Here is a 21031-nt window from a genome sequence, read left to right on the forward strand (position 1 = left end):
GCACATATCATGCTATCTCTATTCAATGTATTTGACTCCAAAGTGAGTAAAGCATTATTGGGCCTTGCGATCATTTTGATCGCAGGGTTTCAGTACTTATTCTGGTTTGGTGAAGGTGGTTACCATGACCATCAAAAACTGGCTGAAAAAATTCAACAACAAACAGAATTAAATACGGAACTTAAAGAACGTAACCGAGTTCTCGCTGCTGAAGTTTATGACTTGAAAAATGGTATTGAAGCCATTGAAGAGCATGCGCGTTTAGACTTGGGCTTGATCAAGCCGCATGAAACTTTTGTACAAATGAGTACTATTAGTACAAACTATAAGCCTATTTATATTGATCCAAATGCCAAAGCAGATTTAAGAACCAATGAAAATGAAACTGGAGCACCCGTAGAAAGTGCACCATAAAATTTGGGCAGTTATTCCTGCTGCTGGTTCCGGAAGTCGTTTTTCTAAAACTGAACTTAAACAATATCAACAGATTCAAGATCTAACCGTACTTGAGCATACCGTTGCACGTCTGAATCAGTTGCCTTTGGCAGGTTATGTTCTGGCTATTGGTACACAGGATGATGTTGCAAAAACCTTGACATTCTCCCATCCTGAAAAGGCTCATTTTTGTCCGGGTGGCGCAGAACGGGTGAATTCGGTTCTGAATGCCTTAAGCTATCTTGAAGCATTTGCAGCTGAAGAGGATTGGGTATTGGTACATGATGCCGCACGTCCTTGTGTGACCCAAGACTGCTTGCAGCTGTTGGTGAATACGGCTATTCAGGAAAATTGCAGTGCGATTTTGGCGATTCCCGTTCGTGACACCTTAAAATATGTTGCACATGCAAATACAATTGCCAAGACAGTTAGTCGAGACCATTTATGGCAAGCTCAGACACCCCAAATTTCAAGATTAGGTATCTTAAAACATGCCATTGAAAAAGCATTGCAGGATGGTATGACCATTACCGATGAAGCCAGTGCTCTGGAGTACGTGGGTGAACCAGTAAAAGTGGTACAGGGTCGATCAGATAATATTAAAATTACCTATGCCGATGATCTGGAGTTGGCGCGTTTAATCTTAGCCTCCCAGCAAGCAGTTTAAAGTCTACAAGATAAAAATGCAGAAATATGGGACTTAATGATGTTATTTAAACACTTTAAACTTATAATTTGCGCTGTCTCTAGCTTGTTCAAATATTTCAAATGATACCATCCCCCCAGTATCGTTTTTTACGTCACTCTTTACGTGATGGTAGAAGCATTAAACATGACTCATCCAGATGGGCCAAATTACACTTGGATCCATGGCTGCTTTCTTTTCTGGTATTGAATTCAATATTGGGATTGATGGTGGTTTATAGCGCAACTCTGCAAGATAGCAGTATGGTGATTCGTCAGGCCACCAGTTTTGGTGTCGGTTTCATCCTCATGTTTTTATGTGCCCAGGTTCCGCCAAAAGTTTATCAGGCGGTCAGTCCATATTTTTATATGCTGGGCATGGTGCTACTGGTGCTGGTTCTGGTGATTGGTGATACGCGTTTGGGGGCAAAGCGCTGGCTGACGGTTCCGGGCATTGGTAGTATGCAGCCCAGTGAAATCATGAAATTTGCCATGCCGCTGATGATGGCATGGTATTTTTCACGTCGTGTATTTCCACCTACCTTTTTGCAGATCGTGACTGGGCTCATCCTGATGATGATTCCGTTTGTACTGGTGGCACTACAACCAGATTTGAACATTGGTCTGATTATTCCCGGTGTTTTTGTCTTGTTTCTGTGTGGCATGTCTTGGCGTTTGATTTTGGGAGCTCTGACGGCTTTGGCTGTTGCAGCACCGGTTTTATGGATGTTTGTACTGCAAACCTATCAAAAGAAACGTATCTTGACCTTATTTGATCCTGAGTCCGATGCATTGGGTGCTGGCTGGAACATCATCCAGTCCAAAATTGCTATTGGTTCTGGGGGGTTAACCGGGAAAGGATATTTGACCGGTACTCAGTCGCATTTGGGTTACTTGCCTGAAAATCATACCGACTTCATTATGTCTGCCTATGCTGAAGAATATGGCTTTGTCGGGGTATTTTTATTATTTAGTCTGTTTGCTGCAATTATTATCCGTTGCTTGATGATTGGCTTGAATAGTTTTCATAATTTTGGACGCTTATATGCGGGTGCTATCGGGCTGACGTTCTTTTTCTTTGTATTTTTAAACTCAGGAATGGCCAGCGGAATTTTACCTGTAACTGGGGACCCTCTGCCACTGATGAGTTATGGTGGCTCGGCAGTAATTTCATTACTGGCGAGTATGGGGATTGTGATGTCGATCCATACCCATCGTTGATGTTGATATTAATATTAAAAAGCTAGATTTGATCTGGCTTTTTTATTTTTGGGGGAAAATAAATGGATTTATTTGAACAATCAATGACGATGGTTAATGAATTAAATCAAGAATTATCGCAGTCTGAATTTGTAGATGGCGGGCTACGTCTAGATTTAGTATATCAGTGTTGTGACATATCGATTGAACATGGATTAGCGGTTAAAACATTATTAGAAACTGAACTGTTTATATCGGCTCTTGCGTTGTTTCGTACACAATTTGAATCTTTAGTGCGTGCTTATTGGATATTATTTGTAGCAACGGATGAGCAAGTGTGTGAGTTGGGCGTGCTGGATTCAATAGAGCAGCTTACTTTAAAGGAACATAAAAGTATTAGCCGTTTTACTGCAACGCCGATGATTGAAGCTTTGAAGGAAATTCAGGAAATCAAGCATATTGTCGCTCAACTCGAAGAGTTCAAGTTATTCTCTTTGGATTATCTTAATTCAATTGTACATAGTGGGAAGCAAACATTTTTGCGTCACACCTTTGGTTTGGGTGATGAACACAAAAAATTGATTATTAAGCAATCTAACAATTTAACAATGATGAGTGCACAGATTTATTTAAAACATACTTTGCCTGATTGTCAAAAGCTTATTCAGATTTTTCTTCAAAAGTATCGTGAATGTTTTATGTTGCCTGAAGATATATCGAAAGAAGAGCGGGAAAAGATTTTAGCGCGTTATAAGTAGATGTAAAAAAGCCCACAAATGTGGGCTTTTTAGAACGTTTAAAGAATTAGGTGAGGAACCAGGTGTAATAACCCCAGATCATCAATGGCCATGCGATATATGGACTAAATAGCCATTTCCACAGCCAAAACTTAGGCAGAAATCCTACGCCGTAAATAAATCCACCTGAAATGCCAATCATGATCATCATCAAGGCTCTATGATTATAGTGACCATTGGCATCGAGCATGAGGGCTGGGTGAATTAGCAACACCGTAGCAAGAGGCAATGCCATCAAAAATGAAATGGCCATTACAAATTTATTTGGCTTGCTTCCTTCTGCTGTCATTGCGATCTCTGTCATTGTTTATTCCTCATCCAAATCTTGATGATGTTCGATATAAAGGGCACTTAATACGCCTGCAAAGCACGCCATTAAAATCCCGAGAATCCATGCGAAATACCACATAATTTTATCTCCTAAAACACAGCCTTAGTACAGGCTGTGTGAATTCTCTTGAATATGTTTTTTGGTAATTACGCCCCACATCTTATAGTAACACCAAGTGGTGTAACTCAAAATAATTGGAACAAAAATACAGGCAGCAACAGTCATTACAGTCAGTGTGTTTTTACTTGATACGGCATCCCACATGGTCAAGCTGGCAACAGGGTTGATGCTTGAAGGCATAAGGAATGGGAACAATGCAAAACCAGCTGTTAAAATTGCCCCAATTACCATCAGCGATGTACCCAGGAAGCTTAAACCTGCTTTGGCTTTCGCAGCAGCGGCAATTACAATCAGGCTTCCCAAGATTGCCATGATCGGTGCAATCATAGTGATTGGGTAAGTCGAGTAGTTATTCATCCAGCCATGGTTGCCATTGGTAATGACTTCTTTGGCAAGAGGGTTTGCAACTCCATTGGTATCAAATGGTTGCGCTAAAGTATAACCTTCAATATTACCGAAGTATAACCATGCTCCAGCGCCCAGGAAGCAAACCAAGAATACCACACCCATCAATTGAGTTGCTTTGGCAGAACGTGCATGCAAGTCGCCATCGGTACGAAGCATCAACCACGCACCACCATGCGCACTCAGCATGGATAAGCTGACAATACCACAAACCAGGGCAAATGGGTTGAGCAGGGCAAAGAAGCTACCAGTATAAGTTGAACGTACGGTTTCATCTAAAGTAAACGGCACACCCAGGAACATATTACCGAAGGCAACACCGAAGACTAAAGCAGGAACTGCACCACCAACAGCCAAACCCCAGTCCCAAGAGTTACGCCATTTTTTGTTCTCAAGTTTAGAGCGGTAGTCAAAACCTACAGGTCTTAAGAACAGGGCAAACAGTACCAGTAATAGTGCCCAGTACATGCCGGAGAATGCTGTTGCATAAACCATTGGCCATGCAGCAAACAGTGCACCACCAGCTGTAATGAACCAGACCTGGTTACCGTCCCAGTGCGGGGCAATGGTATTAATTGCCGCACGACGCTCTTCATCGTTTTTGCCCACGAATGGCATGATTGCCATAGAGCCCATATCGAAGCCATCGGTGAGGGCAAAGCCAATCAGTAGTACACCTACCAAAACCCACCAGATAATTTTGAGTAATTCATATTCGATCATGATTGAGCCTCCGCAGCAGCGTGGTTTTGATCAGCGCCTTTTTCAAAGTGGTATTTACCAGTATGTAAAGAACTTGGACCTAAGCGAGCGAATTTGATCATCAAGTACATTTCGATAATTAGAAGTACTGTATAGAACGCTGCAAGTGCCAGGATTGAACCCCAAATATCACCAGTGCTTAAGCTTGAAGCAGAGAGATGTGTAGGTAGAACCTCACCAATTGTCCATGGTTGACGACCACCTTCAGCCACATACCAGCCAGTTTGTGTAGCAATCCATGGTAATGGTAAGCCGTAAAGCGCAAATTTAAGTAACCAAGGTTTGCTTTCTGCATTGCGTTTAGCGACTGCAAAAGTTGCAAGGATAAACAGAAGCAGCATCAAGAAACCAGAAGCCACCATGGCACGGAACGAGAAGAACAGGGCAGTTACGTTAGGAACAGTATCCTTGGTCGCTGCTTTGATTTGCTCTTCAGAAGCATCTACTACATTTGGTGTATATTTTTTAAGAAGTAAGCCATAGCCCAAGTCTTTCTGATTTTCTTTGAACGAAGCCATCAGCGCTGGTGAGCGGTCGCCTGCACGAAGTTTTTCAAGTTCGGCATATGCAGTCATACCATTACGGATACGAAGCTCATGTTGAACCATCAGGTCTTTCAGGCCAGTCACTTCTTTATCAAGAGAACGTGTGGCAATGATACCCATCACATATGGAATTTTGATGGCGTAGTCAGTGCGTTGTTCTTCCCGATTTGGAATACCAAACAATGTAAATGGAGCAGGTGCTGGGTGAGTTTCCCATTCTGCTTCAATTGCAGCCAATTTGGTTTTTTGTACATCACCCAGTTCATAACCTGATTCATCACCCAGTAAAATAACTGAGAATGTAGAGGCTAAACCAAAGATTGCCGCAATAGCGAAAGAACGGCGTGCAAAAGGTAAATCACGTTTTTTCAGCATGTAGAAACTGGAAATCGCTAAAACGAAAACGGCACCAGTGACATAACCTGAAGATACTGTATGGACAAATTTAACCTGAGCCACCGGGTTGAAAATCAGTGCGCCGAAGTCAACCAGCTCCATACGCATGGTTTCAAAGTTGAACTCTGCGCCCACAGGGTTTTGCATCCAGCCATTGGCGACTAAAATCCAAAGTGCCGACATGTTGGAACCCAGTGCAACCAGCCAGGTCACGCCTAAATGCTGAACTTTGGAAAGCCGGTCCCAGCCGAAGAAGAATAGACCAATAAAAGTCGATTCCAAGAAAAATGCCATTAATCCTTCAATAGCGAGTGGCGCACCAAAAATGTCACCGACATAATGCGAATAGTACGCCCAGTTTGTACCAAACTGGAACTCCATGGTTAAACCTGTGGTAACACCTAAGGCAAAGTTAATACCAAAAAGTTTTCCCCAGAACTTAGTCATGTCCTTATAAATTTCTTTACCGGAAATCACATAGGTGGTTTCCATAATGGCAAGAATAAAAGCCAGACCAAGTGTAAGAGGTACAAATATAAAGTGATACAACGCGGTCATTGCAAATTGGAACCGCGAAAGATCGACCACGCTTTCAGAAATCATCAACGTGTCTCCTTGATTTGGGAAGGGCTGCCAGCAATATGCTCGGCAACTTGAGTGTCAAAATTTTGAGGAATAGTAGGGGCATCGAACCAGATGTGTTTAATCGTCAGTAGGAGAGCAACCTTGATTATTAATATGATTGCGATCTCTCGAACTAAACGTTGATTGTAATCTTTCGGTATTAAGCTCATACAAATAAGCCTATTTTTTTAAACTTGATCTATATTATTAAACAAAAAATAACTAAAAATAAATAGATGAAACAATTAAAATAAAAATATATTATATTTGTTTTTTAAAACAATAATTTATGTTAAGGTTGTGATAAAAAATATACTGATTTTTTGCGATTATTAAGTTGACTAAAACACTGCGTATTTAATTTTTAATTCTGACTAAAATACTTATATATACTTTTAACTCCAACTAAAACACTTGTATCTTTTTAGGGGATATAAATAATTAATTGATAATTATTCTTGTTTGAAATTCCATTTAATATGTTTTATATAAATCCAATTAAACACCTTGACTTAAAATGCAGGAGGAATGAGAGAGGAAGTTAAAATTCTTGCCTCAAAAAAAAGACCACACGAATGTGGTCTTTTTAATAGCTTTCTAAGTAAATGAAGAGGGCTTAGAAGTTATATTCCATACCCAGGCCAATCACAGTTTTCTTATCATCTTTTGTTAACCAGTCACGCTTCTGCTGACCTACAACACCGTAGAAACGTGCTTGTTTATTTAGGTTATAATCGACACCTACGCCGTACTGGTCGATTTGACGGTCAGTTTTATTGTCTACAGAAGTATTGGCAGATAGATATTCAGCCTTTAATTTCCATGGTGTAGATGGAATTGTATAGGCAGTAGTAATACCGTAAGCATCTTCTTGTAAACCTTTATAAGAAGTTGTTACAGAAGGAGTACCACTTGTCGTTGATACTGTATCATCTGTAGGTTGAGCTGTTTGCCATAGGGCACCAAATACCAGACCGTTTACACCCGCCTTAGTTAAATCAACAGAACCAGTCACACGAACTGCATCTGAATAAATACCTGTTAGGCTATAAGCGTTGTATTTACCTGCCACGCCAAAGTTACCTGCAATTGCTGCAGCTACACCATAGTCTTTGTTGTCGTAGCTAAGTGAAGTCGAGATGCTATCACCAAAGCCATTACGTGTGCCTGTTTGACCTTTGGTATTATTATCAGTCGCTGAATCTTCACCTTGCTGTGCCATAATGCTGAATTGCAGGCCGCCCAGTAATTTTTTATCAGTTTCAAAACCGATTGAGTTACTTAAACGATCTTCACCATATAGCATGCTGGTCATATCAAGGTGGTTGTGATCGTTAAAAATATCTTGGTTATTGCCTGCAGCAGTTTTGAAGTAAGAATCGTAGTTACCGGCTTTTAATGTACCGATATCGGCAAATTTAAGACCTAAGAAACGGTTACGCATTCCCCAGTCTTTATCTTTATTGCCATCAGTTGAAACTTCCCACTCAGCTAAATAAACTGCTGATAATTTATCAGTCAATTTTTCTTCGCCTTTTACCCCTAAGCGAGAAGCATTGGAGTTTACTTCTGTAACGTTTTTGCCATCAAACTTATTGTTGTCCACTTGGTCTACGGTAACGTTTAACTTACCGTACAAAGTTGGTGCTGCTTGCGCTGCACTTACGCTTAAGGTTGCTACTGTAGCAGCGAGAAGCAATTTTTTCATTGAAATTTCTCCAAAAACACTTTTATGGGGCGGTTGCCCTGTTGACTCTTTTTATAGTTTGCTTGTGTACAAAAATTTACAAAAGCTCACCAACTTGCTAAGCAGTATCTGCAAACTTTGTGACAGTGAAGTGAAAGCTATATGACAGTTTGATGACGAAGATGATTAAAAAAATAATATATTTTATTGTTTTTCAATAATTTAAATTTTTATTAAAATCTGTGAGATGAGTTGATTCAATCTCAAATATAAAAAAATGGAGCTTAAGCTCCATTTTTTACAAATTAAAATTCTAGTGAATTTTAAAGTTCAGCTTTAATCTTTTCAGCCAGTGCTTTAATTTTTTCCTGGTCACCCATATGTAATGCATGTTTTCCAAGCTCATGCACTGAACTTGGAATAAGGTGAAAATGTACATGTGGAACAGTTTGACCAGCAGATGCACCTGAAAGTTGCATCAGTACAATACCTTGAACATCAAGTGCTATTTTCATTGCCTGGGCAATTCTTTGCACAATCTGAATGGTATAGGCAGCGGCATCAGGTGGCAGATCGAGCAAGGTAATTGCAGGTGTTTTCGGGATGACCAACGTATGACCTTCTGCCTGGGGCATAATGTCCATAAAAGCCAGAACCTGTTCGTCCTCATACACTTTTATTGCAGGAAGTTCATTACGGATAATTCGTGCAAAAATATTTTGATCATCGTAAAGCATGTCTAGTCCTTGAAAGTGATTGGGTACTGTAATTATTTACAGTTCAATTCTTTCTGACGATCTTTGATGGCGTCAAGTCGTTGTTGCTCTTTTTCTGAAAATTTGGGCTTGGTTGTATAACAATTGTCATTGCCGAACTTGGCCTTGGCTTCCGGGTCTTTAAAGCAAAAACCTTTAGAGGCATAAATGACATCATGGTCATTTTTTAATTGTTGGCACTCTTGCTCTGCTGTCGCTGCAAAAACAGTTGCCCCAAAGAAAGTTGTAAAACTAGCCAAAACTGCAACACTAAGCTTGGTCATGAGGGTTTCCTCTGTGAGAATATTGTGTAGAGCACTTCTACACAATATTAGGTTTATTTATTATTATTCAATGGCGAGTAATTACTCAAGTGTAATTTTATTCCAAGATTCGTACATTTTCACAGCACTAGAAAAGTCACTGTCTTTTTCTGCTAAATTACTGGCTGCCTGAATCAGACTTTGAGTCAAGGCAATCACCGGTGCTGACAGTTTGGCATCACGAACCAGATCAAGTGCAATGCCGGTATCTTTTGCCAATAATGGCAGAGCAAAAGTCAGCGGGAAGGCACGATTTAAAATACGTTGTGGTAACACCATTTCCGTTACGCCACTTTTACCGCTTGACGCATTAATGCAGTCTAAAGCTTCATGCAGATTTACCCCATGCACTTTTAAGGTGGTAAAACCTTCGGCCACTGAACAAAGATTGACGGCTAAGAGCATATTGTTGACCGCTTTGACTGCGAAACCTGCACCTGATTCACCGACATGTTTAATCAGTTTGCCGAAGGCTTGAATTGCAGGAAGGGCTTTTTCAAAAGCAGCAGCTTCACCACCAATCATTACGGTTAATGTGCCATTTTCCGCACCAATGGTTTGCCCGCTGACTGGTGCATCCAGAAAATCTACATCCCATGCTTTTAACTGCTGGTTGAGCTTTTTCGCAGATTCAGGAACACCACTGGTGCAGTCGACCCATACTGCGCCCGATTTAATCTGAACCGTTGCAATGAGGTCTTCGACTTCCTGGCTGGTTGGCAGGCAAGAAAAAATGATATCTGCCTGAACAGCCTGTTTAAGTTCTACGGCTTGCGTGCCATATTCAGTTGCATGCTGTTTGGCTTTTTCGAAATTGCGGTTCCATACATACACCGTATCAAAATGTTGAGGTAAATGCGCTGCCATACGGTAACCCATTGCGCCTAAGCCGATAAATGCAACTGACTGAATCATGATGTTTCCTTTATATTTTGCTCGATCTCTGTTTTAGCCAGGTAGTCATGAAAGGCCAGAACTCGTTGGCACTGGACTGGCTAGACATGAGTCCCAAATGACCACCTGGGATAAGAGTAAACGTGACATCCTGACTATTTGTCAATTCAATTAAAGGTTTAACGGCCTCTTCTGAAACAATCCGATCGCTACGACCCGCGCCTATCAGTAAAGAGCAGGCTATATGTTTTAATTCGATATGCTTATCCTGTAATCTGATAACACCGTTTTTGAGCGGATTTTGTAGCCAGACATTAAAAATCATGTCCTGATTGATACCCCCCGGGTAATCAATCATCCGGTTCAGGAAATTACCCATGGTGGCGTGTTCATATAAGGCTTGCAGGTTATCGAGGTTGGCTAGAAGCTGTTTCTGGCTTTGTATCCATCCCACAGGATCAATCATTTTAAAACCGAGTGAGTTCAGTAGGCCTGGGCTATGAATCAGATGCTTGGGCACAGTTCCTGAGTAAATCTTGTTTTGCAGGGCTTTATTTTTGGCAATCAGCTGATTGACCTTTTGAAAAAGTTTACCGGTACGACCCGAGGCATGACTGTCCACCGGACTGCCCAATACAATTAAATTTTTAACGTGGTTTGGTTGATGTAGTGCGCAATACAACATGACAAATACGCCTGCCATGCTCCAGCCATGCAGTGAAATTTCATCGCTATTTGAATGCGTCCGGATCTGATCAATACAATGCGGAATCGCATCATCAATAAACGACATGAAATTGAGAAAGCGATCTTTATAATTATATCGGCCCCATTCAAGCAGATAGACATCAAAACCACTATGTTGAAAGTTTTTGACCAATGAGCGGTACGGGTACAGGTCGTAAATGGCCATATTGATTGCAAGGGGGGCAACAAAAACCAGGGGTTCTTTATATTGTCTATCCGGTGAGGCGTAGTAACGTACCCGTGTTTGTTTGTACTCTGCAATGACTTCATAGGGAGTGGCTTGCGATAAAACCAGTGATTTTGAGTTAAATAAAGTCTTTGACAGGTTTTTGAGTTTGCTTTTATGTTTGGCAATTTTATTTTTAACTTGAATCATTGCTGGGTGTGCTGACATATGGGGATTGATCGAAGTGTAGGCGATATTTATGCATTATACCTTGACCTTAAATGCCATAGACGCTCAAAATGTTGGCAATTATTAGCAATACAGTCCAGGACTGGGTAATACAAATGAGCCAACAAGACGACATTGAATACCAATTAGATACCTTAGCTATTCGTACAGGTCATACACGCAGTTTTGAAGGCGAGCATGGTGAACCAATTTTTCTCACTTCATCATTCGTCTATGAAAATGCAGCAGAAGCCGCAGCTAAGTTTTCTGGTCAGGAACCTGGCAACATTTATTCGCGCTTTACCAACCCGACAGTTGCGATGTTTGAAAAGCGCCTTGCCGCATTAGATGGTGCGGAACGTGCTGTTGCAACCAGTACTGGCATGGCAGCCATCATGGCTGTGGCTATGTCTTATTTGAAACTGGGCGATCACGTCATCTGTTCACGTGCGGTGTTTGGTTCAACGGTTTCTCTTTTTGAAAAATACGTGGCTAAATTTGGTATAGCAGTCGATTTTGTTGATTTAACCGATCTTGATGCGTGGAAAAATGCAATCAAACCTGAAACCAAATTACTGTTTGTTGAATCTCCATCCAATCCACTGGCTGAAATTGCCGATATTCAGGCTTTGGCTGATCTGGCTCATGCCAATGGTGCATTACTGGCGATTGATAACAGCTTCTGTACGCCGGCATTGCAACAGCCAATTAAATTAGGGGCTGACCTGGTTGTCTATTCAGCAACCAAATATCTGGATGGTCAAGGTCGCGCTTTGGGTGGTGCTGTGGTAGGTAATCACAAACTGCTTGAAGAAGTATTTGGTTATGTCCGCACCACTGGCCCGTCAATGAGTCCATTTAATGCCTGGGTTTTTTTGAAAGGTCTGGAAACTCTGCGTTTACGTATGCGTGAACATTCAGCAAATGCACAAAAACTGGCTGAATTTTTAAATCAGCACGACAAAGTAGAAAAAGTGTATTACGCTGGTTTGCCTTCACATATCGGTCATGAGCTTGCAGCCAAACAGCAAAGCGGTTTTGGCGGTATTGTGTCCTTTGAAGTCAAAGGTGGGCGTGAAGGGGCTTGGAAAGTTATCGACAATACCCAGTTTATTTCCATTACCGGTAACCTGGGCGATGTGAAATCAACTATTACTCATCCAGCAACTACAACTCACGGTAAGCTTTCACCAGAAGCCAAAGAAGCTGCAGGGATTCGTGAAGGATTAATCCGTGTATCTGTTGGTTTGGAAGATATTGATGATATTATTCGCGACATTAGTCGTGGTTTAGATTTAATTTAAATTTTTATCTTATTTTTAAGTTTTGTGTTCGGAGTATTTTATGAACATTAACATGTTGATGCAGCAAGCACAGCGCATGCAAAAAGATATGGAAGCCAATGTTAAAAAGGCCAAAGAACAGCTTGCGCAAACTGAAGTTCATGCTGAAGCAGGCGGCGGTCTGGTGAAAGTCACCATGACTTGCCGTAACGTGGTAAAACGTATCGAAATCAGCCCTGAATTGCTGCAAGACGATGCAGATATGATTGAAGACTTAATCGCAGCTGCAATGAATGATGCTGCACGTCAGGCCGAAGCCATTTCTGAAGAAAAAATGAAAGCGGCTAATTCTGGTATGGGCTTGCCACCAGGTCTTTCAGGTTTATTCTAAGGAATACGTCCAGTGTTTAGTGATCGATTTGATCAACTGGTTCAAGCCTTACGGATTCTGCCAAGTGTTGGGCCGAAATCGGCTCAGCGCATGGCATTACACCTGATCATGAAAAACAGGGAAGGTGCAGTCGGGTTGGCACATGCTTTAAATGAAGCAGCTACCTATATTCAGGAATGTAGCGTTTGTCATTCGCTCACTGAAAATGAAGTCTGCGATATCTGTCTTTCGCATGAACGTGATGATCAGCTGCTCTGTGTGGTGGAATCACCAGCAGATGTGATGGCGATTGAACAAAGTGGCAGTTTTCGGGGTAAATACCATGTGCTGGGTGGACATTTGTCTCCACTGGACGGAATTGGGCCAGAAGAAATCGGGATTCCCTATCTGATTCAGCGCCTGAGTCAGGGCACGGTTTCAGAAGTTATATTGGCAACCAATGCTACTGTAGAAGGTCAGGCGACAGCACATTATCTGGTTGAAGCAACCAAGCATTTACCGATTCAAATGACCCGGATTGCTCAAGGTGTTCCTCAAGGGGGAGAACTTGAATATGTGGATAGCCATACTTTAAGTCAGGCGGTGCATAATCGTATGCGTATGAAATAAGTACCAGGGTGCTTATTTCATTATTTTTAACAAGAATAAGAACAGGGTGGCATTTACGAGAAAAATAGTCTTAAACTTATACAAAAAAAATATAAAAAAATGTTGATTTTTTATTTAAAAATTAAAATATGGTGAATATATGCGCTAGATGTAGATTTTGTTATATCTAAATGTTATATATCGGTTAATATACTTTTCAAGAGAATCTGCTTTTAGACTCGGTAATATGTTTCAGTTCATTCATCAACAAAAAGATTTAGAAGATATTCTGCACTTGATGGGGCAGACATCCATTTATGGATTGGATACCGAATTCATCAAGGTGGATACTCTTTGGCCTAAACTCGGTGTATTTCAAATTAATGTTGCGGATCGGGTTTTTTTACTTGATGGCACAAGTTTAGACCTGTCGGCATTCTGGAAAAAATTGTTTCAGGCCCAGCAGAATATTTTCCATGCCTGCAGTGAAGATATTGATTTAATTTATCATTACTCACAGCAAAAAAGCCTAAGCAATGTTTTTGATACCCAGATTGGCATGTCTTTTTTAGGCCATGGGCTACAGGTAAGCTATCAAAATGCGTTAAAGCACATGCTGGATGTGGACATTGATAAAGACCAGACCCGATCTGACTGGTTGGCGCGTCCGTTAAGCTCGGAGCAACTCACCTATGCGGCGAATGACGTACTATATTTAATGAATCTATCGAATAAAATCCAGCAGGAATTAGGCGATAAGCACTTACTGGATTTTGCCCTGGAAGATTGCCGTCATCTGACCCATGAAATTGGTCAGGAAACACCGCTAGAGTTGCTTTATCACGATATTGGAAACTACCGGCATTCACGCCGTCAATTGATGCAGTTGCAACAACTGGCTGTGTGGCGCGAACAGATGGTCAAAGCCTTGAATTATCCTCGCAGCTTTATTCTGAAAAATTCTACCCTGATTGATCTGGTGGAAAAAAATCCGCGTAATCATTTCCAGTTGTCCAGCATTAAGGATATCCGTCAAAATATTGTGCGTGAATATGGTAAAACCATTCTGGACCTACTTAAATTTTTGCCTGAACAGGCAGAATGGCCACTGCGTATGGCACGTCCAATTCGTCACTCATCCAAAGAAATTGGTGAAAGAGTGGAGAATGTCATTCAGGCTGTGGTACAAGAAACTACTGTACCTAAAGAAGTATTGATGCGTAAAAAATGGCTTAATGCACTATATCAGCATGTGGTATTTCATAATGATGAACAGGATTTGCCCGCTTATCTGCTCGGTTGGCGCTATGATGTTCTGACCAAGCCACTGATTGATGTGTTACATGCAGATGAAAGTTATCTGTCTACGCAAATGAAAGTGATGGACTAATTTTTAACCATTTTGTTCAAAGAATTAACATTTACACACAATCACGACTGATGCGTTAATAATCACTAATGTATCGGTCTTTTTTTTAATGTATGCTTTGTGCTGAGTTTTATGAGTCCTGTTTCAACTATGCACTGTTCAATTTTTAAATCTAGCAAAAAAGATGAAATGTATCTTTACATCGCCCGTCCAGAAACTTCTGAGAATGAAGCTGAGGCAGTAAATCCGCTGGAAATCTTGCCAGAAGCGATGCGTGTTGCATTTGGTCGTGCAACTTTTGTTATGGATTTGGAGTTAACCGAAAGCCGTAAACTGGCGCGTGTCAATGTATTACATGTGATTGACTCTATTGAAACCAAAGGTTTCTTTATTCAAGTCCCTCCAGAAGGATTAATCAATCCGAATGCGGTTGCACCCGAAGGGCTGCGTGGTGCTTAAAGGCTAATCAGGAGTTGTAACGATGAATAGTTTTTTTTCACTACTAGATTCAATTCCTGAAGATAGCATTGCCGTCACGGTATATCTGCTAGGAAGCGTGATTATTCTTTGGGCCTGGTATGTTATTGCAAAACGTTTGCCTAAGCCGCTAGGTGGAATGACATGGCTCATCGGCTTTGCTATTTTACTCACGCCGACAGTTTCTGAAGGAAATAATGCTGCTATCGCTCCGGCTTTTTTTGGACTGCTATTTGGTCTTTTAACCAAAGAAAAAGCTTTGGTCTGGACCAATGCTTCTCTCATTCTCTTTGTGATCGGGCTTGGCCTGATCATTGGCGCTTTATGGTCAAAATATATGGCCAACAAAGCAAAGTTTGTCGCAAACAACAATAGTTCACCACTTTAAATAAAACAATAAGGTTAAATCATGTCTGTGGATACTCAACAATTTCTTGGTACAGATCAGTACATTGCGACTGATAGTTTAAAACTTGCCGTTAAAGCGGCACGTAGCTTGCAAAAGCCGCTTTTGGTTAAAGGTGAGCCGGGCACAGGTAAAACCCTACTTGCCGAACAAGTCGCAGAAAGCTTGGGACTGAAGCTGCTGACCTGGCATATCAAGTCCACCACGAAAGCCCAGCAAGGCCTGTATGAATACGATGCTGTATCCCGTTTGCGTGATAGCCAGTTAGGTGATGATCGTGTTTATGATATTAAAAACTACATCAAGCCTGGAAAATTGTGGGAAGCGTTCACCAGTGAACAACGCTGTGTCTTGTTGATTGATGAAATTGATAAAGCAGACATCGAGTTTCCGAATGACTTATTGCATGAACTCGACAAAATGTCGTTTTTTGTTTATGAAACAGGGGAAACCATCACGGCGACACAGCGTCCTATCGTGATTATTACTTCAAATAATGAAAAAGAACTGCCAGATGCATTCTTGCGCCGCTGTTTCTTCCATTATATTGAATTCCCTGATGAAGCGACCATGCGTGAAATTATTGACGTGCATTTCCCGCAAGTGTCTGCAGCTTTGGTCAATGAAGCTTTACAGGTCTTCTTCAAGCTTCGCCAGATTCCAGGCTTAAAGAAACCACCATCCACCTCTGAGTTGATTGACTGGTTAAGCTTGCTGATGGCAGATGACATGCCTGAAGATATTTTACGCAAGCATGACAAATCCAAGGCGATTCCCCCCCTATATGGTGCATTGATTAAAAACGAGCAAGATGTCCAGTTGCTTGAACGTTTAGCCTTTATGTCGCGTCGCTAAGGGAGAAACACGCATGTTTGTGCGATTGTTTTATACCTTACGCAAATACGGTGTGCCAGTATCAACCCGTGAACTGATTGATCTGAATGAAGCTGTAGCTTCAGGCTTGGTGTTTGCCAATCAGGAAGAGTTCTATGAACTCGCAAAAACGGTTATGGTTAAAGATGAGCGTTTCTTTGACAAGTTTGACCGAGCCATGAAAGATTACTTTGATGGCATCTCCACTTTTGATCTGGATGATTTGCTTAATCAGGTGCATAAGTTACCAAAAGACTGGTTTGATCTGGAACTTCTGGAAAAGCATCTCACGCCTGAGCAGCGGGAAGAACTGAAAAAAGCCGGCTCACTGGAAGAGCTGATGAAGATGCTGGAAGAGCGTCTTCGTGAGCAGCACAAGAAGCATCAAGGCGGTAACAAGATGATTGGTACCGGTGGCACTTCACCCTTTGGGGCGTATGGTGATCATCCTGAAGGTGTGCGTATTGGTGGGCCGGGACGTAAACGTTCTGCGGTTAAGGTTTGGGAACAGCGTAAATACCAAAACCTGGATGATGAACAGATTTTAGGTACACGGCAAATGCAAATGGCACTCCGCCGTTTACGCAAGTTTGCCCGTCAAGGCGCAGCTGAAGAGCTTGATATTAACAGCACGATTCGTGAAACCGCCAAGCAAGGGATTTTAGATGTACAGCTGGTTCCGGAACGTCGCAACCGTATTAAAGTGCTGATGTTGTTCGATGTTGGTGGGTCGATGGACTCGTATATCGCTGAATGTGAAAAACTGTTCAGCGCGGCCAAAACCGAATTTAAAACTTTAGAATATTTTTATTTTCATAACTGTTTGTATGACTATGTCTGGAAAGACAATATCCGCCGTTCTAATACCCGCATGAATACCTGGGATTTATTCAATACTTATGGGCGCGACTATCGGGTAATTGTGGTAGGGGATGCCAGTATGGCACCTTATGAGCTGAACTCAGTGGGTGGTTCTGTTGAATATATGAATGATGAAGCAGGTAATGTCTGGTTACAGCGTTTACGTCAACATTTTGAAAAGACGGCCTGGCTTAATCCAGAACAAGACAGTTATTGGCATTACACCCATACCATTGGTCAGATCAAACAAATCTTTGAAGATCATATGTATCCCATGACCTTAAAGGGCGTGGAAGACATGACAAAATATTTGGCTCGTTAAACGCATTGAAATTAAATGCGTTCTTTTTAAATGAAGGAATTGAAAATGGATCATCAAATTAATGGCATCCCATTACCCAATGAAGAAGGTTTCTTTGGACAATATGGTGGTCAGTTTATTCCGCCTCATTTAAAAGAAGCGATGGATGAAATTAATGTCGCGTATGAGCAAATTCGCCATACTGCAGAATTCCAGAATGAACTAGCCGATTTATTTGCCAACTATGTGGGTCGTCCAAGTCCGCTGTTTCATGCCAAGCGTTTGTCTGACCAATTGGGTGGAGCGCAAATTTACCTGAAACGTGAAGATTTAAACCATACTGGTGCACATAAGATTAACCATTGCCTAGGCGAAGCTTTACTTGCCAAATACATGGGTAAGAAAAAAGTCATTGCTGAAACCGGTGCAGGCCAGCATGGTGTAGCTCTTGCAACTGCATGTGCCTTAGTCGGTATTCCATGTGAAATTCATATGGGACAGGTAGATATTGAAAAAGAACATCCGAACGTGGTGAAGATGAAGATCTTGGGTGCCAACCTGATTTCTGTTACCCGTGGTACGGCAACATTAAAAGATGCGGTAGACAGCGCGTTTGAAGAATATCTCAAAGATCCGAAAAACTTTATTTATGCGATTGGTTCAGTGGTTGGTCCACATCCATTCCCGAAAATGGTGCGTGACTTTCAGGCAATTATTGGTGATGAAATTAAAGTTCAGACCAATGACCGTTTTGGTTCAAACCCGGATTATATCGTAGCTTGTGTTGGTGGTGGCTCGAATGCCATGGGTGCCTTTTCTGCATTTTTAAACGATGCCGATGTAAAACTTGTTGGGGTGGAACCAGCAGGCCATGGTCTGGATACTACGATGCACTCAGCTACCCTGACTTTGGGTAAACCGAGCCAGCTTCACGGAATGGCATGTTATGTCCTTGAAGATGAACAAGGTGAGCCTTTGCCGGTACACTCGATTGCTTCAGGTCTGGATTATCCGGGCGTAGGTCCACAGCACAGCTTGTTGAAAGACTTGGGTCGTGTGGAATATACCACAGCAACAGACCAGGAATGCCTGGATGCTTTTATGACACTTTCACGTGTAGAGGGAATTGTTCCTGCACTTGAAAGTTCTCATGCAGTCGCCTGGGCTTTGCGTGAAGCACCCAAAATGGCAAAAGATGTGAAAATTGTCGTGAATGTTTCGGGTCGTGGCGATAAAGACTCGGATTATGTGGCAGAAAAATTAGGCTTGAACTAATTATAAAATCTCTCTCTTACATCATATGTGCTCATTTTTTTAAAGAAGGTTTCTTTTTCCATCTTTATAAGAGATAGCTAAAGTCTCTCTTTATGAAAGGGAGCTTTAAAGGGATTAAAAAAACCTCTCATTTCGAGAGGTTTTTTAATGTGCTTGAAATCTTAACTGGCGATATATTGCTGCAATTGATCGATGAGTTTGCGCTGATCTTCCATTACGGCTTTGACCAAATCACCAATCGAGATTAACCCTACCAGTTTTGAATTTTCAACTACAGGAAGATGACGTAAATGGCGATCAGTCATTAAACTTAAACAGTCTTCAACACTGGTGGATTTAGTCACGGTCAGTACTTTAGTAGTCATGATTTCACCGACTGTCGTTTCTTTAGAGGTCCGTTCCATCAACGTCACTTTACGCATGTAATCACGTTCAGAAAGAATACCGACCACTTTCTCTTGATCAGTCACGACCAGTGCACCAATGCCTTTATCTGCCATAAGCGAAATTGCTTCAAGTACCGTTGATTCTGGATCAATCGTAAAAATGGTTTTATCAATTTTATCGTGAATAACTTGTGCAACATTAGTCATTTATTATCATCCTTTTTGTTCCTTATTTGACATTAAACTTAGCGCGAAATCAGAAAAATGCAAATACTTTTCAGGTCATTAATAAAAATTTACATTTCTCTGAATTTCACTTTTAATATTTGCCGCAAACCCTCAAGCAGATTGTAAAGATTCAGCAAAAAAGAAATGCCGCATCTGTTGTGTGGTCAATTTAAATTTTTGGCTAGATGAATTACAAAGTGCAGGGGTAACATTTAAACGAGTGAGTGTTGGTAACAGCAAGTCCTGAAAATCCGCTGAAGTAATTTTACGCGGCATATAATTTGGCCAATGATGTTCGGCATATTTTTGTGCCTGTAGGCCGTTTAGCCAAAAGGGAAAAATAAAATCTTCATGATCAGACATCATGGCCCAACCCTGCTGATGATATAAACCCCACAGTACACCACAATACATCATAGATTTTAAAATCGTGATCTTAAAAAATAAGTCTTTAGGAATAGGCTGTAATGAATTAATTTGATTCATACCCGAATACATGTAGTGAATTCAGCAGTTATTGTAAGGAATGAAGATGAAAGTTCAGTGTAAGCTTTGAGAAACTATGTAAATAAATATGTATTTAGAAAGAGAAGGCATTAAAAAACGCCACCTTGGTGACGTTTTATTAGGCTTGCATCGTGGCCAGCTTCTGCCAATATTGTGCTTTGAGTGAGTCGCGTTCTACTCGGAAACCTTGATAATAAAGTTCTGCTAAAAATAAGGCAGCCTTACCATGTCCGGCACGAGCCACTTCTTCCAGTTTTTGAACTGCATCTGCAAAATTCATTTGAGACTGAATTGTATTGACTGCATCTGCATATGCATGTTCTAAGTCTTGATGAGAGATTTGTTGAATCATATTAAACTCCTTATTGTAATTATGATTGCTAGATAGACTAATAAGTTTGTCTTGATACCAATTTAACTAGCTATTGTTAAATTAATATTACATCGCACCTAAATTGTCAAACAATATCTATGGGCTATATTATTAAATTCAAGGTTACATGATTAAACAATATACAAAATGATTTTTGCTTAGTATGTTAATGAGAGTTTGAAAATATAAGGAGAATAATATGACAAAAACATTAGATGGTTTTACATTCGATTTGCCTCCTACTGTAGATCAAATCATTGAACTTGCACATCAGCATCGTAAAAATTTAGATGAAGCCATTTTCCATCAGGAAATTCACTTGGGTAATTATTGTTTGGCACAGCGTAAAAGAGTTTATGATTTTACTCGCCAGCTTGATATACAGCAACGTGAGGATTTTTATAGTATCTATAATGGTGAGTTGCTGCGCATAGCTGATGATGATGAACTGCATCCCGTGCATGCTGAAAGAGGAGTGGGGGCTTTTGCAATTCTAGTGGTATTAGTGATTATCGCACTGGTGCTTTACTTTGCAGTAATCCGGAATGTCATTGTCTAATCGCTGAATTGATTTGCTTGATTTCTGTGGTAAATATGGCGAAATTGAGCAAATC

General features: G+C 41.0%; 27 protein-coding genes. 14 read left to right on the forward strand and 13 right to left on the reverse strand.

Features of this window, described 5'->3' with window-relative positions; translation table 11 throughout:
* Window positions 1–9: 9 nt before the first annotated feature.
* The 4 genes from FTT87_RS06225 to FTT87_RS06240 all read left to right on the forward strand — a co-directional run bounded on the left by FTT87_RS06225 (window position 10) and on the right by FTT87_RS06240 (window position 3077).
* The gene (locus tag FTT87_RS06225) at window positions 10–414 is read left to right on the forward strand and encodes a septum formation initiator family protein (protein WP_180043436.1); all 405 of its coding nucleotides are present in this window, start codon (window positions 10–12) and stop codon (window positions 412–414) included.
* Entirely contained in the window at window positions 404–1102 is a 699-nt protein-coding gene (gene ispD, locus FTT87_RS06230; protein ID WP_180043438.1) for a 2-C-methyl-D-erythritol 4-phosphate cytidylyltransferase, read from the forward strand. Before FTT87_RS06225 ends, ispD begins: the two co-directional genes overlap by 11 nt.
* Before the next feature lie 101 nt (window positions 1103–1203).
* Entirely contained in the window at window positions 1204–2340 is a 1137-nt protein-coding gene (rodA, locus tag FTT87_RS06235; RefSeq protein WP_180043440.1) for a rod shape-determining protein RodA, read from the forward strand.
* 62 nt (window positions 2341–2402) lie between these two features.
* Window positions 2403–3077 carry a hypothetical protein gene (locus FTT87_RS06240; RefSeq protein ID WP_180043441.1) on the forward strand — a complete coding sequence of 225 codons (675 nt, stop codon included), beginning with the start codon at window positions 2403–2405 and terminating at the stop codon, window positions 3075–3077.
* A 46-nt stretch (window positions 3078–3123) separates the two neighbouring features.
* On the opposite strand, the gene FTT87_RS06245 is transcribed toward FTT87_RS06240, so the two are convergent.
* The 10 genes from FTT87_RS06245 to FTT87_RS06290 form a co-directional block, all read right to left on the reverse strand.
* Window positions 3124–3420, reverse strand: coding sequence for a cyd operon YbgE family protein (locus FTT87_RS06245; RefSeq protein ID WP_086196312.1), 297 nt, complete (start codon window positions 3418–3420; stop codon window positions 3124–3126).
* A 3-nt stretch (window positions 3421–3423) separates the two neighbouring features.
* Window positions 3424–3525, reverse strand: a complete 102-nt coding sequence (gene cydX / locus FTT87_RS06250; protein ID WP_002120988.1) for a cytochrome bd-I oxidase subunit CydX — start codon at window positions 3523–3525, stop codon at window positions 3424–3426.
* Window positions 3526–3549: 24 nt separating this feature from the next.
* Window positions 3550–4695 carry a cytochrome d ubiquinol oxidase subunit II gene (cydB, locus tag FTT87_RS06255; RefSeq protein ID WP_086196311.1) on the reverse strand — a complete coding sequence of 382 codons (1146 nt, stop codon included), beginning with the start codon at window positions 4693–4695 and terminating at the stop codon, window positions 3550–3552.
* Window positions 4692–6278, reverse strand: a complete 1587-nt coding sequence (locus FTT87_RS06260) for a cytochrome ubiquinol oxidase subunit I (RefSeq protein WP_180043443.1) — start codon at window positions 6276–6278, stop codon at window positions 4692–4694. Before FTT87_RS06260 ends, cydB begins: the two co-directional genes overlap by 4 nt.
* Complete coding sequence (gene cydP / locus FTT87_RS06265; RefSeq protein WP_086196309.1) at window positions 6278–6469, reverse strand: cytochrome oxidase putative small subunit CydP; 192 nt, start codon at window positions 6467–6469, stop codon at window positions 6278–6280. Before cydP ends, FTT87_RS06260 begins: the two co-directional genes overlap by 1 nt.
* Window positions 6470–6915: 446 nt before the next feature.
* The gene (locus FTT87_RS06270; protein WP_180043445.1) at window positions 6916–8007 is read right to left on the reverse strand and encodes a porin; all 1092 of its coding nucleotides are present in this window, start codon (window positions 8005–8007) and stop codon (window positions 6916–6918) included.
* A gap of 302 nt (window positions 8008–8309) precedes the next feature.
* Window positions 8310–8723 (reverse strand): HIT family protein, encoded by a 414-nt coding sequence (locus FTT87_RS06275; RefSeq protein ID WP_086196307.1) that lies wholly within the window; start codon window positions 8721–8723, stop codon window positions 8310–8312.
* Between the two features lie 32 nt (window positions 8724–8755).
* A complete protein-coding gene (locus FTT87_RS06280; protein WP_180043447.1) occupies window positions 8756–9025 on the reverse strand; it encodes a YARHG domain-containing protein in 270 nt (89 codons plus the stop codon).
* Between the two features lie 81 nt (window positions 9026–9106).
* Window positions 9107–9979 (reverse strand): NAD(P)-dependent oxidoreductase, encoded by an 873-nt coding sequence (locus FTT87_RS06285; protein WP_180043449.1) that lies wholly within the window; start codon window positions 9977–9979, stop codon window positions 9107–9109.
* A 10-nt stretch (window positions 9980–9989) separates the two neighbouring features.
* Window positions 9990–11081, reverse strand: a complete 1092-nt coding sequence (locus tag FTT87_RS06290; RefSeq protein ID WP_180043451.1) for an alpha/beta fold hydrolase — start codon at window positions 11079–11081, stop codon at window positions 9990–9992.
* Window positions 11082–11215: 134 nt separating this feature from the next.
* Here FTT87_RS06290 and FTT87_RS06295 point away from each other — a divergent pair, with 134 nt between their 5' ends.
* The 9 genes from FTT87_RS06295 (at window position 11216) to trpB (ending at window position 18923) form a co-directional block, all read left to right on the forward strand.
* Window positions 11216–12403, forward strand: coding sequence for an O-succinylhomoserine sulfhydrylase (locus FTT87_RS06295; RefSeq protein WP_180043453.1), 1188 nt, complete (start codon window positions 11216–11218; stop codon window positions 12401–12403).
* A 40-nt stretch (window positions 12404–12443) separates the two neighbouring features.
* Window positions 12444–12773 carry a YbaB/EbfC family nucleoid-associated protein gene (locus tag FTT87_RS06300; RefSeq protein ID WP_086196303.1) on the forward strand — a complete coding sequence of 110 codons (330 nt, stop codon included), beginning with the start codon at window positions 12444–12446 and terminating at the stop codon, window positions 12771–12773.
* Between the two features lie 12 nt (window positions 12774–12785).
* Complete coding sequence (gene recR, locus FTT87_RS06305; RefSeq protein WP_092819481.1) at window positions 12786–13382, forward strand: recombination mediator RecR; 597 nt, start codon at window positions 12786–12788, stop codon at window positions 13380–13382.
* Window positions 13383–13608: 226 nt separating this feature from the next.
* The gene (locus FTT87_RS06310; RefSeq protein WP_166168416.1) at window positions 13609–14751 is read left to right on the forward strand and encodes an HRDC domain-containing protein; all 1143 of its coding nucleotides are present in this window, start codon (window positions 13609–13611) and stop codon (window positions 14749–14751) included.
* Window positions 14752–14880: 129 nt separating this feature from the next.
* Window positions 14881–15189, forward strand: coding sequence for a YcgL domain-containing protein (locus tag FTT87_RS06315; protein WP_086196300.1), 309 nt, complete (start codon window positions 14881–14883; stop codon window positions 15187–15189).
* Window positions 15190–15211: 22 nt separating this feature from the next.
* Entirely contained in the window at window positions 15212–15595 is a 384-nt protein-coding gene (locus tag FTT87_RS06320; protein ID WP_086196299.1) for a hypothetical protein, read from the forward strand.
* Window positions 15596–15616: 21 nt separating this feature from the next.
* On the forward strand, window positions 15617–16468 hold the full coding sequence (locus tag FTT87_RS06325) for a MoxR family ATPase (RefSeq protein ID WP_180044321.1): 852 nt from the start codon (window positions 15617–15619) through the stop codon (window positions 16466–16468).
* A 13-nt stretch (window positions 16469–16481) separates the two neighbouring features.
* Window positions 16482–17669 (forward strand): VWA domain-containing protein, encoded by a 1188-nt coding sequence (locus FTT87_RS06330; RefSeq protein WP_180044319.1) that lies wholly within the window; start codon window positions 16482–16484, stop codon window positions 17667–17669.
* A gap of 45 nt (window positions 17670–17714) precedes the next feature.
* Window positions 17715–18923 carry a tryptophan synthase subunit beta gene (trpB, locus tag FTT87_RS06335; RefSeq protein WP_180044317.1) on the forward strand — a complete coding sequence of 403 codons (1209 nt, stop codon included), beginning with the start codon at window positions 17715–17717 and terminating at the stop codon, window positions 18921–18923.
* Between the two features lie 161 nt (window positions 18924–19084).
* On the opposite strand, the gene FTT87_RS06340 is transcribed toward trpB, so the two are convergent.
* From FTT87_RS06340 to FTT87_RS06350, 3 genes are all read right to left on the reverse strand, one after another.
* Window positions 19085–19516, reverse strand: a complete 432-nt coding sequence (locus tag FTT87_RS06340; RefSeq protein WP_180044315.1) for a CBS domain-containing protein — start codon at window positions 19514–19516, stop codon at window positions 19085–19087.
* A 132-nt stretch (window positions 19517–19648) separates the two neighbouring features.
* Window positions 19649–20023 (reverse strand): DUF2750 domain-containing protein, encoded by a 375-nt coding sequence (locus FTT87_RS06345; RefSeq protein WP_180044314.1) that lies wholly within the window; start codon window positions 20021–20023, stop codon window positions 19649–19651.
* A gap of 139 nt (window positions 20024–20162) precedes the next feature.
* Window positions 20163–20396, reverse strand: coding sequence for a hypothetical protein (locus FTT87_RS06350; protein WP_086196293.1), 234 nt, complete (start codon window positions 20394–20396; stop codon window positions 20163–20165).
* A 220-nt stretch (window positions 20397–20616) separates the two neighbouring features.
* On the opposite strand from FTT87_RS06350, the gene FTT87_RS06355 reads away from it, so the two are divergent.
* A complete protein-coding gene (locus tag FTT87_RS06355) occupies window positions 20617–20976 on the forward strand; it encodes a hypothetical protein (RefSeq protein ID WP_086196292.1) in 360 nt (119 codons plus the stop codon).
* Window positions 20977–21031 lie beyond the last annotated feature (55 nt).

The sequence above is a fragment of the Acinetobacter sp. YH01022 genome (assembly GCF_013420235.1).
In the GTDB taxonomy this organism is placed as follows: Bacteria; Pseudomonadota; Gammaproteobacteria; order Pseudomonadales; family Moraxellaceae; genus Acinetobacter.